The following is a 12,766-nucleotide window of genomic DNA, read 5'->3' as shown; positions in this document are numbered from 1 at the left end:
CGTGGTGCAACTCGTTATCTCGGAGCGAGGCCGTCGAGCAGGAAGTCGAGGCCTTTCCGGAAAGCGCCGTCCCAATCGTCGTCGAGCAGCAGACGGGAGCGTGCGAGTGCCGGGTAGCGTTCGCCGAGATCGGCAAGGCGCTCTTGCGCGGCCGCCCTGTCCTCCTGCGAAAGATCGAAATTCGCCCGGGTGACGGTAGCGCCGATCACGTAGTTCCAGAGCGACCATATCGCCACGTTCAAGTCGGCCTCAGCGACACCGGCGCCGGACAGGATCTTGTTCAGCCGCTCCAGGCGAGCGAGGATGTTCGGGCCGAGCGCCCGGCGCGGCAGCAGCGATGCCGACCAGGGATGGCGCAGCATGTTGGCGCGCCAGTCCTCAAGCATTTGGACGATTTCCCCGCGCCAGTCCCGCGATCCGGCCGGCTCGGACACTCGATATTCGAGCACCGAGTCGAGCGCCAGATCGAAGACTTTCTCTTTGTTTTCGACATGCCAATAAAGGCTCATCGCACCTGAACCCAGACGATCGGCGAGCCGCCGCATCGTCAATCCGTCGATGCCCTCGGCATCCAGCAGTTCGACCGCGGTCGCCACGATCCGTTCCAGAGACAGAGCCGGTTCATTGCCAGGCTCCCGCACGGAGCGCGGTGACGCAGCTTTCCCTCGAGGCCGTCTGCTCTGCGCGCCGCTGCGTTTGCCTGCCATCCGTCTTCCCTGTCGATCACTATGCCGATTTAAGCCGAGACTTGGGGAATGTCGATCCTGACTGTTGACTCGTACGATGTACGATGCCATCCAATCGTACATTGTACGAGTCAATTCGATCCTGCAGGGGAAACCATGTCACGCGCAATCAAGCATCTGCTCATTGGAGGCATCATCATCATGACGACAGGAGTTCAAAACATGACGACGGCGAATGCGGATGACCGCAAGCTGACCATCGTCAATCCGCAGACGCTCTACGACCCGACGCCGAACGGCTACAGCACCGCCGTCATCGTGCCCCGCCAGGCGCGGCTCGCCTACATCTCCGGACAGGGCGGCCAGGACGGCACCGGAGCCTTGTCGCCTGACTTCGCCGTCCAGGTGAAGCAGGCCTACGCAAACCTCAGCGCCGCCCTCGATGCGCTCGGCGCAAGGCCGGATCAGGTCGCCAAACTCACGGTGTTCGTGGTCGATCACGACATGTCCAAGCTCGAGGTGCTGACCAGAAACGTCAAGGAGATGTTCGGCGACGCATTGCCAGCGCAGACGCTGATCCCCGTGCCCAAGCTTGCAATCGACCCCATGCTGTTCGAAGTCGAAGCCGTCGTCATGCTCGAATAGCGGCGGCGACGGCCGCCCGCGATCATCGCTGCAGGGAGCGCCCCGCCAGCCAGTCGTGAAACGCGGCGACCTCGTGCCGTCGCAGAGCCTTGGGCGCGGCGACGATGTAATAGGCCCATTTGACGGGCCAGCGGACCTCCGGCAGCAGATGCACCAATCGGCCGCTGTCCAGTTCCTGCGCCACGAGCGCCTTTCGCACCAGGGCGACCCCTCTTGCCGCGACCGCCGCGTGGATGACGGCGGCGGTCGAATTGATCTTCAGGCCGCCGTCGGCGGGCGCCTGATTGGCGCCGGCTCGGGCGAGCCACTCGCCCCAGCTCGGAAAGTCGCCGCCGGGATGGGGCGTTCCGTCGTGGATCAGCGTCTGCTCGGCGATCCATCCTGCGGTCACATCGCGATCGGCAGGCAGGAGCCGGTTATGGCAGACGGCGATGATCTCTTCGCCCATCAGGAAGGTGGACCGCACCCCCTTCCAGGAACCCAGGCCGCATCTGATGCCGATATCCGCCTCGCCCTGGGCGAGATCGATGACCCGGTCCGAAACGTCGAGCCGGACGTCGATGCCGGGATAGGCCGAGGAAAAATCTTCGAGCCTTGATATAAGCCAGTTCGCGACCAGCGCCTGCGAGGCCGTCACCATCACGACCGACCGGGCCTTGCGGCCGCGCAGCTTCCGAAGGCCGGATTCGAGAAGGTCGAGCCCCTGGGCGATGTCTTCGAGGGCGTCCTGCGCCTCGTCGACCGGCGTCAGGCGCTCCGCGCCGGAGCGGCTTCTCCGGAACAGGGGATATCCGACCCAGTCCTCCAAAGAGCGGACAAGCTGGCCGACGGCCGGCGGCGTGACGTCGAGTTCGGTGGCCGCCCCGACGAAGCTGCCATGCCGGGCGGAAGCCTCCAGTGCCTGCAGCGAGCGTAGTCTGGTGAGGTTTCTCATAGGCTTCACGACAAAGTTTTTCTTTCTATCCGATATGGCGTCTTTTCCTCGCGAACGCAAATCCCCGCGATAGACTCGCCGCAAACGAGAGGATTGACGCATGGTTCTGACAGGAAAGACCGCATTGGTGACCGGCGGTTCGAGCGGCATCGGCCTCGCCGCCGCGCGGATGCTGCGCGATAACGGCGCCCGCATCGCGATCACGGGACGGTCTCAGGAAAAACTCGCCCTTGCGGCCGCCGAGCTCGGCGGCGATGTCCTCCCGATCCAGGCGGACGTTTCCTCCCGCGAGGATCTGATCCTCGCAAGCGGCAGGATAAAGGAGGTGTTCGGATCGCTGGACATCCTGTTCGCGAATGCGGGCGCCGCCCTCGGCACACCGCTCGCGACGACCGACGAGGCGACCTATCACAAGATAATGGATGTGAACGTCAAGGGCGTCTTTTTCACCGTGCAGGCAATGCTGCCGCTGATGCGCGAGGGCGGCTCGATCGTGCTCAACACCTCCTGGCTCAACCAGGTCGGAACGCCGGGCCGGGCAATCCTGTCCGCCTCGAAGGCGGCGGTCCGCTCCTTCGCCAGAACGATGTCGGCGGAACTGCTCGACAGGAAGATCAGGGTCAATGCCGTCAGCCCCGGTTCGATCGAGACACCGATCCATCGCGGCAAGAACCAGAGCGAGGAAGAGTTCCGCGCCTATGCCGACCGTGTCGGCGCGCAGGTGCCGCTCGGGCGCATGGGCAGGCCGGAGGAGATCGCGGCCGCCGTGCTCTTCCTGGCAAGCGAGGCTTCGAGCTATATGCTCGGAGCGGAGATCGTCGTCGACGGCGGCAGATCGGAGCTTTGACATGCTTTTGAACGAAGACCTCTCCAGGCGCATCCTCGTCCATGCCGCAGCGCTCGACTGGGTGCCGAGCCCGATAAAGGGCGTCGACCGCCGCATGCTTTTCAGGATCGGCGGCGAGAAGGCCCGCGCGACATCGATCGTCCGCTACATCAGCGAAAGCCGGTTCTTGCACCATCGCCATCCTGGCGGAGAGGAGTTTTTCGTCCTCGACGGCGTCTTTCAGGACGAGAGCGGCGATTTCCCCGCCGGCAGCTATGTCCGCAACCCGCCCCGGTCAGGCCATGCGCCGCGGAGCGAGCGCGGATGCACGATCCTGGTCAAGCTCTGGCAGTTCAAGGCCACCGATCGCGAACGCATCGTCCGCCTGCCCGGCGAAGGCCGGCCGTCCGAGTCGCGGGCCGGCGTCGCCTCGTCGAGGATACTTTTCGACGGGTCGGACGAGTGCGTGATGCTGGAGGATTGGCGCCCGGATGCCGATGTCGAGGTCGCCAACCCTAGAGGCTTGGAACTGCTGGTGATCGACGGCGGCTTTACCGAGGCGGGCGACGCTCTCGGCCGCTGGAGCTGGCTTCGCCTGCCGGCCGGGCAGCCGCTTCACGCCAGGACAGGAGGGCAAGGCGCCCGCGTCTGGTATAAATCCGCGCCGCTCCTGCATCAGGACGTCTGCCTCTTCGACAATCCCGAACTCCCCAAGGACAAGTGACATGAAGGCTTGCAAAGCAGCCGTCGTCGGCGGCGGTCTCGCCGGGCTTTATGCGGCGCGCGCACTCCATGCGTCCGGCACCGACACCCTGCTGGTGGAAGCGCGTGGCCGGCTCGGCGGCCGCATCCTGACGGCCGATCAATCCGGCATGCCGGCCGAAGACGGCTTCGATCTCGGCCCTTCCTGGTACTGGCCCGAGATGCAGCCGGCGATGGCGACGCTCGTCGGGGAACTCGGGCTTCGCTCCTTCGGCCAGAACAGCGAGGGCGCTGTCGTCTTCGAACGCATGTCGCGCGAGAAGCCGCAGCGCTATCTGCCGGCGGCTCTGGACCAGCAGTCCATGCGGCTCGCAGGCGGAACGGCGGCGGCGATCCGCGCGCTGGCGGGGGAGCTTCCCGCCGAGCGCATCCTTCTCGACACGAAGGTGACGGCGATGGACCTCGCCGAAGACGGCGTCCGGCTCACCGTCCGGACGCGCGAGGGCAGCGCGGAGAGCCTGCATGCGGAGTTCGTCGTCGCCGCCCTGCCGCCGCGGCTCCTGGAGGCGGCGGTCACGTTTACGCCCCCGCAGGATCCGGCAACCGCCGCCCGCTGGCGCGACACGCCGACATGGATGGCGCCGCATGCAAAGTTTTTCGCGATCTACGACAAGCCCTTCTGGCGCGTAAACGGCCTCTCCGGCACGGCGCAGAGCATGGTCGGGCCGCTGGTCGAAATCCACGATGCGACAACCGCCTCGGGCAAGGCCGCGCTCTTCGGCTTCCTTGGCGTCGGGGCGGATCAGCGCGCCGCGCTTGGCGAGGAGGTTTTGAAGCAGGCATGCCTCGCACAGCTTGCGAGACTTTTCGGCCCCGATGCGCTTGCCCCGGGCGCAACCCTGCTGAAGGATTGGGCTGCCGATTCGCTGACGTCGATCGCAGCGGACCGTTCCGGCGGCGGACATCCGATACCAGGAAGCCCGCGCTGGGTATCCGGCCCATGGGAAGCCCGCCTTCTGCTCGCCGGAAGCGAGACCAGCGAAACCGAACCCGGCTATCTCGCCGGCGCCGTCATCGCCGCCAAGCGGGCGGTCGCCGAGATCCGGTCCAAGATGGATAGAGAATGAACGTCATCCAGCAAGTTTCGGCAGACCCTGAGATCGCAAGGCGCAACTCATGGATCCTGACGCTCGCCCAGGCCTTCGGCGGCGCGAACGCGCCCGTGGTCGTTTCGCTCGGCGGGCTCGTGGGGCAGCAGCTGTCGCCCGATCCCGATCTCATCACCCTGCCGGTCAGCCTGCTCAATCTCGGGCTGGCGCTCGGAACCCTGCCGGCGGCCTATGTGATGCGCCGCTTCGGGCGGCGGGCGGGCTATCTGCTCGGCACGATGATCGGCACCGTCTCCGGCCTGATCGCCGCGGCCGGCATCGTGCTCGGCAGTTTCATCATCTTCTGCCTCGGCACCTGCCTTGCCGGCTTCTATTCGTCCTATGTGCAGAGCTACCGTTTCGCCGCGACCGACAATGCCAGCGGAGCCGAGAGCCAGAGGGCGATCGCCCGTGTGATGATCGGCGGCCTCGCGGCGGCGATCATCGGGCCGCAGCTCGTCATCTGGACGCGTGATGCGGTTCCGGGAACGCCATTCGCCGGAAGCTTCGTCAGCCAGGCCGCCCTCGCCGCACTCGCCTTCCCGATCCTCTTTCTGCTGCGCGCATCCTCGCCGCAGAAAACCGTGGGCCGGGAGAGCCATGCGGAGCGTCCGCTGTTCCAGATCCTCTCATCGCCGCGTTATCTCCTGGCGATCGCGACGGGCGTCGTCTCCTACGGGCTGATGACCTTCGTGATGACCGCCTCCCCGATCGCTATGGTGGGGCACGGCCATTCGATCGACCAGGCCGCGCTCGGCATCCAGTGGCATATCCTGGCCATGTACGGACCGAGCTTCGTGACCGGGCGGCTGATGGTGCGCTTCGGCAAGGAGCGGGTGGCGGCCGTCGGCCTGCTGCTCATCGGCGGCTCGGCAGCGGTTGCGCTTTCCGGCTTCGACATCGCCCATTTCTGGATTTCGCTCGTCCTGCTCGGGATCGGCTGGAACTTCGGCTTCATCGGCGCCACCGCCATGGTGGCGGACTGCCACACGCCGGCCGAACGCAGCAAGGTTCAGGGCGCGAACGACTTCCTCGTCTTCGGAACGGTCGCCTGCGCCTCCTTCTCATCGGGATCGCTGCTGCACAGCTCCGGCTGGGAAACGATCAACTGGATCGTGCTTCCGGCTGTGGCCCTGGTTTTGGTTCCCCTGGTCTGGCGCGCGGCCCGGCCGGCCTACGCCTCGTGACGGCTCACGCGAGGGCGGCGCTGCCGCTTCCCCACGGAAGTCGTGAAGATCGTCATCAACAGGCGCGATCTCGAAAGCTCGAAGCCACGAGTACAAGCTTTCAAAAGGCAACGTAAACGTCAGCTTCGTTCGCTTGCCCAGCTGTCGGTCTTCAAAGGGTCCGAAACTTGAGCAAAAGCTTTGTCGCGTGTGACCAGGGTCGCGTCGGTTGCGACGGCATGAGCGGCAATCATCATATCGAGCGGTGCCAAGGTTACCCCCTTGGATTCGCAGGTGGCGCGCAGGTCGCCGTAGGTTCGCGGAACATCGTGATCCCAAGGGAGGACGTCGACCCGGAGCAGGAATTGTCTGATCCTCTCCGACAGCGCCTTCGGGTATCCACGCTTAGCGAGACCGTAAAGCAGCTCCCCTTCCGTGACTGATGAGATGACGATGTCCTCCATCGGAAGCGCGGCCAATCGGTCGATAATCTCCGGCCGATCGCCCTTGATGATATGGCTGACGATATTGGTATCGAGCATCCAGGCCGTCATTCCTTCCAGCCCTCGAACGGATCGCGATCATGCGGTAGCTGCCAACGGTCGTCTGCCCCTAGAAAATCGTCCGGAACCGGATCCTTGCCATAGAGTTCGAACAGACCATCCCACGAATCCGGCTTGCGTGACAGAATGACGTCGCCGGTTTTTGGATCGCGACGGACGAAGACTTCGTTCCCCTCGAAGCGGAACTCCGCGGGGAGTCTGACAGCCTGGCTGCGACCAGTTGTAAAAATCTTGGCTGTTCTTGTTGCCATGATGGCCTCCGGATCAGGATAGCTACCATGGTATATACCGCCGACCAATACCGAACAAGACTTTTACCGACAGGTCATCACTGAACGATCTTGCGCGGGCTTGCCGTATGCTCCCTCGCCACGACGTTAGAGCCGTCGATTTCCTGAAGCAGGACGTCGTAGCCCCATAGATCGGCGAGATGCTGCAGCACCTGCTTCATGTCGGTTTCCTGGAGATAGCAGCCGTTCATGACGATGTGCTGCAACAGCAGGCGGCGGTCGCCGGCGAGGTCGACATCGACGATGTCGATAGCCGGATCGGTCCAGCCGATATCGTATTCGCGGGAGAGCTGGCGGCGGATGCGGAGATAACCGCGCTCGTTGTGGATCGCCGAAACCAGTATGCCTTCGGTCTGCTCCGGATCGTCATAGAGATGGAACAGCCTGAGCTGCCGCATCAGGTTCGGGCTCAGAAACTGGCTGATGAAGCTCTCGTCCCGGTAATTGGCCCAGATGTCGCGCAGCACGCCCATCGCATCGCCGCGCCCCGCGATATCGGGGAACCATGCGCGGTCCTCTTCCGTCGGCGCCGTCACGATCCGCTCGATGTCCTGCATCATCGCAAAACCGAGCGCATAGGGATTGAAGCCCGAGAACCGCCGGTCGTCGTAATTCGGCTGGAACACGACATTGGCGTGCGATTTCAGGAATTCCAGGAAGTTTCCGTCGCTGATCTGCCCGCGATCGTGCAGCCGGTTCATGATCTGGTAATGGACATAGGTGGCGGTTCCCTCGTTCATCACCTTGGTCTGCCGCTGCGGATGGAAATATTGCGCGACATGGCGAACGATGCGCAGGATCTCACGCTGCCATGGCTGCAGCCGCGGCGCGGTTTTCTCGAGGAAATAAAGGATATTGTCCTGTGGAAGGCCAAGTGCCGCCCGCCGCTTTTCCAGCCCGATGTCTCCCGCCTTCTTCGCCTTGCCGACGGGCACGGTGCGCCAGAGATCATTGTACATCTTCTCTTCGTGGGCGCGGCGCTCCTGCTGCCGCTTCTCCTCCTGGCGAAGATCGACGGTATTCTTGCCCGCATAGCGGTGCACACCGTGCGACATCAGCGCATGGGCGGCATCCAGCGTGCGCTCGACGGCCACTTCGCCGTAACGTTCCTCGCAGCGGGCGATATAACCCTTGGCGAAATCGAGATAGTCGAGGATGCCTTCCGCATCGGTCCAGAGCTTGAAGAGATAGTTGTTCTTGAAGAAGTGATTATGGCCGAAAGCCGCATGCGCGATGACGAGCGTCTGCATCGTCGCCGTGTTCTCCTCCATCAGGTAGGAGATGCAGGGCGAGCTGTTGATGACGATCTCATAGGCAAGATCGCGCATGCCGCGGCGATAGAAGGCTTCGTGATGGGCGAAATGCTTGCCGAAGGACCAGTGGCGGTAAAAGAGCGGCATGCCGGTCGAGGAATAGGCATCCAGCATCTGCTCGGAGGTGATGACCTCGATCTGGTTCGGATAGACGTCGAGGCCGAGCTCGCCGATCGCAATGTCCTCGCAGGCATCGTGAATGCGCTGCAGTGTCGTGAAGTCCCAGTCGGCGCCGTCGAACAGCAGCAGCTCTTTCGCCCTCAGCGTCGTGGTCATGGCGTCACCTTCGATTGTGCCTCGCGTTTCTGGAAGAGATCGTGGAAAACCGGGAAGATCTCGCTTCGCCGGCAGACCTTACGCATCGAAAGCGGCAGGAGTTCGGAGCGGATGCCCTCGTAGAGCGTCCAAAGCGGCGAACGGGATATGGAAGAGTCGCCGCCCTCTTCGCCGACTTCGATATAGGCGAAATACTGGCAGAGCGGCAAAATCTCCCGCAACAGCTGGCCGCTCAAGCTGCCGTCAGAATGGGCGTTGTCACCGTCCGAGGCCTGGGCGCCGTAAATGTTCCACTCGGTCGGGTCGAACCGCGCCGCGATGATCCCGCGCATCGCCGCCAGCGCGCTGGAGACCAGCGTGCCGCCCGTCGCCGGGCCGTAGAAGAAGATCTCCTCGTCGACCTCCTCGGCCCTGTCGGTGTGGCGGATGAAGACGATTTCCACCTTCTTGTAGCGCTTCGACAGGAAGAGATAGAGCAGCAGGTAGAACCGCTTCGCCAGGTCCTTCATGTGTTCCGACATGGAACCCGAGACGTCCATGAGGCAGAACATCACGGCCTTCGCCACCGGCTTCGGCTCGCTTTCGAAGCGCCGATACCTCACGTCAAGCGGGTCGATGTAGGGAATGCGCCGGCTTTTTTCCTCCAGGGTCTTGAGCTTTGCCTCAAGCCCCAGGCGGATCTCCTCGTCCTCGCATTCCTCGATCTGCCGCTGCAGGTCTTCGATTTCCTGAGGACGCGGGCGGCGAAGCGCGATGCGGCGCATCATCGCCAGCCGCGTTGTGCGGCCGACGGCGATGTTGGACGGCGATCCCGAGACGGAATAGCCGGCCCGGAAAGGCGTTTCCTCCTCGGTCTCGGCAAGCCGCCGCTTGGCGAGATCGGGCAGTTCCAGATCGTCGAGGAAAACGTCGAGGAACTCCTCGCGCGTCAGCACGAAGCGGAAGCCGTCCTCGCCGTCGCCCTCGCCGGCATCCTTCGGCTTGCCGCCCTTGCCGCCCGGGGGGCGTGGAAGTATATCGCCTTCCACGAAGGCCCTGTTGCCGGGCAGGATATGGTCGCTGATGCCGCCGTCGCCCCTTCTCAAGCTCGGTTCGGCCATTCCATCGATCGGCAGGCTGATTTCCCCGCCGTCGAGCACATCTCGAATGTTTCGGTTTTGCAGAGAACGTTTGACCGCCTGCTGCACGGCGCCCTTCATGCGTCGAAGGAACCGCTGCCGATTTTCCAGACTTTTACCGCGCGGATTTAGCCGCCGGTCGACAATGTGCATAATGGCTCCGCATTAGCTTGCCTGTTTGACGCGCATGTACCACTCGACAAGGCGCCGAACCTGCCGTTCCGTGTATCCCCGCGCGGCCATGCGCGAGACGAATTCGCTGTGCTTCTTTTCGGTTTCCGAATCCTTCTTCGATCCAAAGGAAATGACCGGCAAAAGATCCTCGACCTGCGAGAACATTCGCTTTTCGATAACCTCCCGGATTTTCTCGTAGCTCGTCCATGACGGATTCTTTCCGCCGTTGGCTGCCCGCGATCTCAAGCAGAACTTGACGATTTCGTTGCGGAAATCCTTCGGATTGGCGATGCCGGCGGGCTTTTCGATTTTCGTCAGTTCCTGATTGAGGAGCTCGCGATCGAGAAGCTGGCCGGTATCGGGATCCTTGAAGTCCACATCTTCGATCCAGGCATCGGCATAGTCCACATAGCGGTCGAACAGGTTCTGTCCGTAGTCCGCATAGGACTCAAGATAAGCCTTCTGGATTTCATTTCCAATGAACTCTGCGTAACGAGGCGCAAGATCGGCCTTGATGAACTCCAGATAACGCTTCTCGGTATCGTCGGAAAACTGCTCCCGGCGGATCGCCTGCTCGAGCACATACATCAGATGTACAGGATCGGCGCCGATATCGGTCGTGTCGTGGTTGAAGGTCGAGGCCAGCACCTTGAAGGCAAAGCGGGTCGAGATCCCGTCCATGCCCTCGTCGATGCCGGCGGCATCCCGATATTCCTGCACGCTGCGGGCGCGCGGATCGGTTTCCTTCAGGCTTTCGCCGTCATAGGTGCGCATCTTCGAGAAGAAGGTCGAGTTCTCGTGCTTGCGCAGGCGCGAAAGCACGGAGAAGCGGGCGAGCATTTCGAGCGTCGCGGGCGCGCATGGTGCATCCGCAAGTTCCGATCCCTCGATCAGCTTCTCATAGATCTTCTGCTCTTCCGTCACCCGCAGGCAGTAAGGCACCTTGATCACGCAGATGCGGTCGATGAAGGCCTCATTGTTCTTGTTGGCCTTGAAGGTCTGCCATTCCGCTTCGTTCGAATGCGCGAGCACGATGCCCGAGAAGGGTATGGCGCCGATATTCTCGGTGCCGATGTAATTGCCTTCCTGCGTCGAGGTCAGCAGCGGATGCAGCATCTTGATCGGCGCCTTGAACATCTCGACGAATTCGAGAATGCCCTGGTTGGCGCGGTTGAGACCGCCCGAATAGCTGTAGGCGTCGGGGTCGTTCTGCGAATAGGTCTCCAGCTTGCGGATATCGACCTTGCCTACCAGCGAGGAGATATCCTGGTTGTTCTCATCGCCGGGCTCGGTCTTGGCGATGGCGATCTGGCGCAGCCGCGACGGCTGGATCCTGACGACGCGGAAGCGGGAAATATCGCCGCCGAAATCATCGAGCCGCTTCACGCACCACGGGCTCATCAGCCCGCTCAGGCGCCGCTGCGGAATGCCGTATTGCTCCTGTAGCAGAGATCCCATCGTCTCGGGATCGAAGAGGTTCAGCGGGCTCTCAAAAACCGGGCTGATCTCATCGCCTGCCTTCAGGACGTAGATCGGATGAACCTCCATCAGCTGCTTCAGCCGTTCCGCCAGGGACGATTTGCCGCCGCCGACGGGACCGAGGAGATAAAGGATCTGCTTGCGTTCTTCGAGCCCCTGCGCGGCGTGGCGGAAGAAGGAAACGATACGCTCGATCGTCTCTTCCATGCCGTGGAAGCCGGCGAAAGCCGGATAGACCCGGATCGTCCTGTTCATGAAGATCCGGCCAAGGCGCGCGTCCCTGGCGGTATCGACCATCTGCGGCTCGCCTATCGCGGCGAGCAAGCGCTCGGTCGCATTGGCATAGGCGATCGGTTCTTTTTTGCAGAGATCGAGATATTCCGCCACCGACATGTCGGTTTCGCGGCGCGCTTCGTAACTGCGGGTGAACGCATCGAATACGGATTCACTCAGCATGGGCCCTCCAATAAGGTTCTGCCACAGGCTCCAGGTGTCCCTATAACCATCGAGATGGCTACAGCGTTCCTGAGAATCAATAGTTTCGTAGGTATATTCCACGCTCACCGGCTGTTTCTGGCAATGCACAAAGATGTGCATGCACCGGATCTTTTTTGAACTCTGCGAAACTGTTTATTATTGTAGTTGAGAACGGGGGCACTGCGGTATCAGCACATTTCGCGACGTGACATGAATGTCAAAAAGGTGTGCAATGTCGCCCGTGATTCGAGTTCCGGCGAAAACGCCGACCGGCAGCACCGGCCGGCGGGCGCGTCGCTCTGACGACCAGCGCGCGCCCTGGAATTCAGGAGATTTCTCACCATACCACGAGCGGAATCACCCCTCAGCCGGCGAACGCTTTCTCCAGCGCTGACATATCGATCTTGACCATGCCGAGCATCACCTCGGTGACGCGTTTGGCCCGCTCGCGGTCGCTATCGGCGACCATCTCGGAAAGCGCGCGCGGCACGATCTGCCAGGAGAGGCCCCAGCGGTCCTTGAGCCAGCCGCAGGCCTCCGGCGTGCCGCCATTGGCGAGAAACGCATCCCAGATCCGATCGATCTCGGCCTGGCTGTCGAGCAGAACGGCAACCGAGAAGGAATGATTGAAGCTGTCGAACGGGCCGGCTTTCATCGCAACAAAGGCTTGGCCGGCAAGCGTGAATTCGATCAGCTCGACGCTGCCGGGAGGCCCGCTCGGCGTTTCGGCCGGCAATATGGTGGTGCGTCCGATCCGGGAGTCCGGAATAATCGACACGTAGAATTCGACGGCTTCGCGCGCTTCCTCGGCGAACCAGAGAGTTGAAACGATCTTCGGCATGGCAGCCTCCTTGTTGACGAGCTTTGGTCCGGACACTAGGCCCGATGCTCCAAGGACGCGCCGAAGGCGTGGATTCCGACAGGCAGCGGCTGGAATTTTCCGCCCTGCCTCGCCCGGTGGCCCTGCCG

Annotated in this window: 13 protein-coding genes; 5 read left to right on the top strand and 8 right to left on the bottom strand. The window is 62.6% G+C overall.

Going from position 1 to position 12,766, the window contains the following annotated elements; translation table 11 throughout:
- Nucleotides 1-14: 14 nt before the first annotated feature.
- Nucleotides 15-707, bottom strand: coding sequence for a TetR/AcrR family transcriptional regulator C-terminal domain-containing protein (locus ATY77_RS11795; protein ID WP_088687461.1), 693 nt, complete (start codon nucleotides 705-707; stop codon nucleotides 15-17).
- Between the two features lie 135 nt (nucleotides 708-842).
- Here ATY77_RS11795 and ATY77_RS11790 point away from each other — a divergent pair, with 135 nt between their 5' ends.
- Nucleotides 843-1,331 (top strand): RidA family protein, encoded by a 489-nt coding sequence (locus ATY77_RS11790; protein ID WP_088687460.1) that lies wholly within the window; start codon nucleotides 843-845, stop codon nucleotides 1,329-1,331.
- 22 nt (nucleotides 1,332-1,353) lie between these two features.
- Here ATY77_RS11790 and ATY77_RS11785 read toward each other — a convergent pair whose 3' ends face one another.
- A complete protein-coding gene (locus ATY77_RS11785; protein ID WP_088687459.1) occupies nucleotides 1,354-2,265 on the bottom strand; it encodes a LysR substrate-binding domain-containing protein in 912 nt (303 codons plus the stop codon).
- A gap of 100 nt (nucleotides 2,266-2,365) precedes the next feature.
- Between ATY77_RS11785 and ATY77_RS11780 the strand changes: the two genes are divergently transcribed.
- From ATY77_RS11780 to ATY77_RS11765, 4 genes are read left to right on the top strand one after another with little or no spacing between them, the layout of a single operon-like run.
- Nucleotides 2,366-3,112, top strand: coding sequence for an SDR family oxidoreductase (locus ATY77_RS11780; RefSeq protein WP_088687458.1), 747 nt, complete (start codon nucleotides 2,366-2,368; stop codon nucleotides 3,110-3,112).
- 1 nt (nucleotide 3,113) lies between these two features.
- A complete protein-coding gene (locus ATY77_RS11775; RefSeq protein WP_088687457.1) occupies nucleotides 3,114-3,815 on the top strand; it encodes a cupin domain-containing protein in 702 nt (233 codons plus the stop codon).
- 1 nt (nucleotide 3,816) lies between these two features.
- Entirely contained in the window at nucleotides 3,817-4,920 is a 1,104-nt protein-coding gene (locus ATY77_RS11770; RefSeq protein WP_088687456.1) for an NAD(P)/FAD-dependent oxidoreductase, read from the top strand.
- The gene (locus tag ATY77_RS11765) at nucleotides 4,917-6,128 is read left to right on the top strand and encodes an MFS transporter (protein ID WP_088687455.1); all 1,212 of its coding nucleotides are present in this window, start codon (nucleotides 4,917-4,919) and stop codon (nucleotides 6,126-6,128) included. The genes ATY77_RS11770 and ATY77_RS11765 overlap by 4 nt, the downstream gene beginning before the upstream one ends.
- 119 nt (nucleotides 6,129-6,247) lie before the next feature.
- Here the strand turns inward: ATY77_RS11765 and ATY77_RS11760 are convergent, their stop codons facing one another.
- The 6 genes from ATY77_RS11760 to ATY77_RS11735 all read right to left on the bottom strand — a co-directional run bounded on the left by ATY77_RS11760 (nucleotide 6,248) and on the right by ATY77_RS11735 (nucleotide 12,638).
- Nucleotides 6,248-6,661, bottom strand: a complete 414-nt coding sequence (locus tag ATY77_RS11760; protein ID WP_088687454.1) for a type II toxin-antitoxin system VapC family toxin — start codon at nucleotides 6,659-6,661, stop codon at nucleotides 6,248-6,250.
- A complete protein-coding gene (locus ATY77_RS11755) occupies nucleotides 6,658-6,921 on the bottom strand; it encodes an AbrB/MazE/SpoVT family DNA-binding domain-containing protein (RefSeq protein WP_088687453.1) in 264 nt (87 codons plus the stop codon). The genes ATY77_RS11760 and ATY77_RS11755 overlap by 4 nt, the downstream gene beginning before the upstream one ends.
- A gap of 77 nt (nucleotides 6,922-6,998) precedes the next feature.
- The gene (locus ATY77_RS11750) at nucleotides 6,999-8,549 is read right to left on the bottom strand and encodes a SpoVR family protein (protein WP_088687452.1); all 1,551 of its coding nucleotides are present in this window, start codon (nucleotides 8,547-8,549) and stop codon (nucleotides 6,999-7,001) included.
- Nucleotides 8,546-9,820: a YeaH/YhbH family protein gene (locus tag ATY77_RS11745; RefSeq protein ID WP_088687451.1), complete on the bottom strand. Its 1,275-nt coding sequence runs from the start codon at nucleotides 9,818-9,820 to the stop codon at nucleotides 8,546-8,548. The genes ATY77_RS11750 and ATY77_RS11745 overlap by 4 nt, the downstream gene beginning before the upstream one ends.
- Nucleotides 9,821-9,832: 12 nt before the next feature.
- Nucleotides 9,833-11,776 carry a PrkA family serine protein kinase gene (locus ATY77_RS11740; protein ID WP_088687450.1) on the bottom strand — a complete coding sequence of 648 codons (1,944 nt, stop codon included), beginning with the start codon at nucleotides 11,774-11,776 and terminating at the stop codon, nucleotides 9,833-9,835.
- A 385-nt stretch (nucleotides 11,777-12,161) separates the two neighbouring features.
- A complete protein-coding gene (locus ATY77_RS11735) occupies nucleotides 12,162-12,638 on the bottom strand; it encodes a VOC family protein (protein WP_088687561.1) in 477 nt (158 codons plus the stop codon).
- Between the last annotated feature and the right edge of the window lie 128 nt (nucleotides 12,639-12,766).

It is taken from the genome of Rhizobium sp. R634 (assembly GCF_002211305.1).
Taxonomy (GTDB): Bacteria; Pseudomonadota; Alphaproteobacteria; order Rhizobiales; family Rhizobiaceae; genus Rhizobium.
Note: the sequence above shows the minus strand (reverse complement) of the source record. Positions and strands in the feature narration are given on the sequence as shown.

Excerpts from the sequence above, each read along its gene's own strand:
- ATY77_RS11795 (WP_088687461.1), bottom strand. The coding sequence starts at position 707 with ATGGCAGGCAAACGCAGCGGCGCGCAGAGCAGACGGCCTCGAGGGAAA.
- ATY77_RS11790 (WP_088687460.1), top strand. The coding sequence starts at position 843 with ATGTCACGCGCAATCAAGCATCTGCTCATTGGAGGCATCATCATCATG.
- ATY77_RS11785 (WP_088687459.1), bottom strand. The coding sequence starts at position 2,265 with ATGAGAAACCTCACCAGACTACGCTCGCTGCAGGCACTGGAGGCTTCC.
- ATY77_RS11780 (WP_088687458.1), top strand. The coding sequence starts at position 2,366 with ATGGTTCTGACAGGAAAGACCGCATTGGTGACCGGCGGTTCGAGCGGC.
- ATY77_RS11775 (WP_088687457.1), top strand. The coding sequence starts at position 3,114 with ATGCTTTTGAACGAAGACCTCTCCAGGCGCATCCTCGTCCATGCCGCA.
- ATY77_RS11770 (WP_088687456.1), top strand. The coding sequence starts at position 3,817 with ATGAAGGCTTGCAAAGCAGCCGTCGTCGGCGGCGGTCTCGCCGGGCTT.
- ATY77_RS11765 (WP_088687455.1), top strand. The coding sequence starts at position 4,917 with ATGAACGTCATCCAGCAAGTTTCGGCAGACCCTGAGATCGCAAGGCGC.
- ATY77_RS11760 (WP_088687454.1), bottom strand. The coding sequence starts at position 6,661 with ATGACGGCCTGGATGCTCGATACCAATATCGTCAGCCATATCATCAAG.
- ATY77_RS11755 (WP_088687453.1), bottom strand. The coding sequence starts at position 6,921 with ATGGCAACAAGAACAGCCAAGATTTTTACAACTGGTCGCAGCCAGGCT.
- ATY77_RS11750 (WP_088687452.1), bottom strand. The coding sequence starts at position 8,549 with ATGACCACGACGCTGAGGGCGAAAGAGCTGCTGCTGTTCGACGGCGCC.
- ATY77_RS11745 (WP_088687451.1), bottom strand. The coding sequence starts at position 9,820 with ATGCACATTGTCGACCGGCGGCTAAATCCGCGCGGTAAAAGTCTGGAA.
- ATY77_RS11740 (WP_088687450.1), bottom strand. The coding sequence starts at position 11,776 with ATGCTGAGTGAATCCGTATTCGATGCGTTCACCCGCAGTTACGAAGCG.
- ATY77_RS11735 (WP_088687561.1), bottom strand. The coding sequence starts at position 12,638 with ATGCCGAAGATCGTTTCAACTCTCTGGTTCGCCGAGGAAGCGCGCGAA.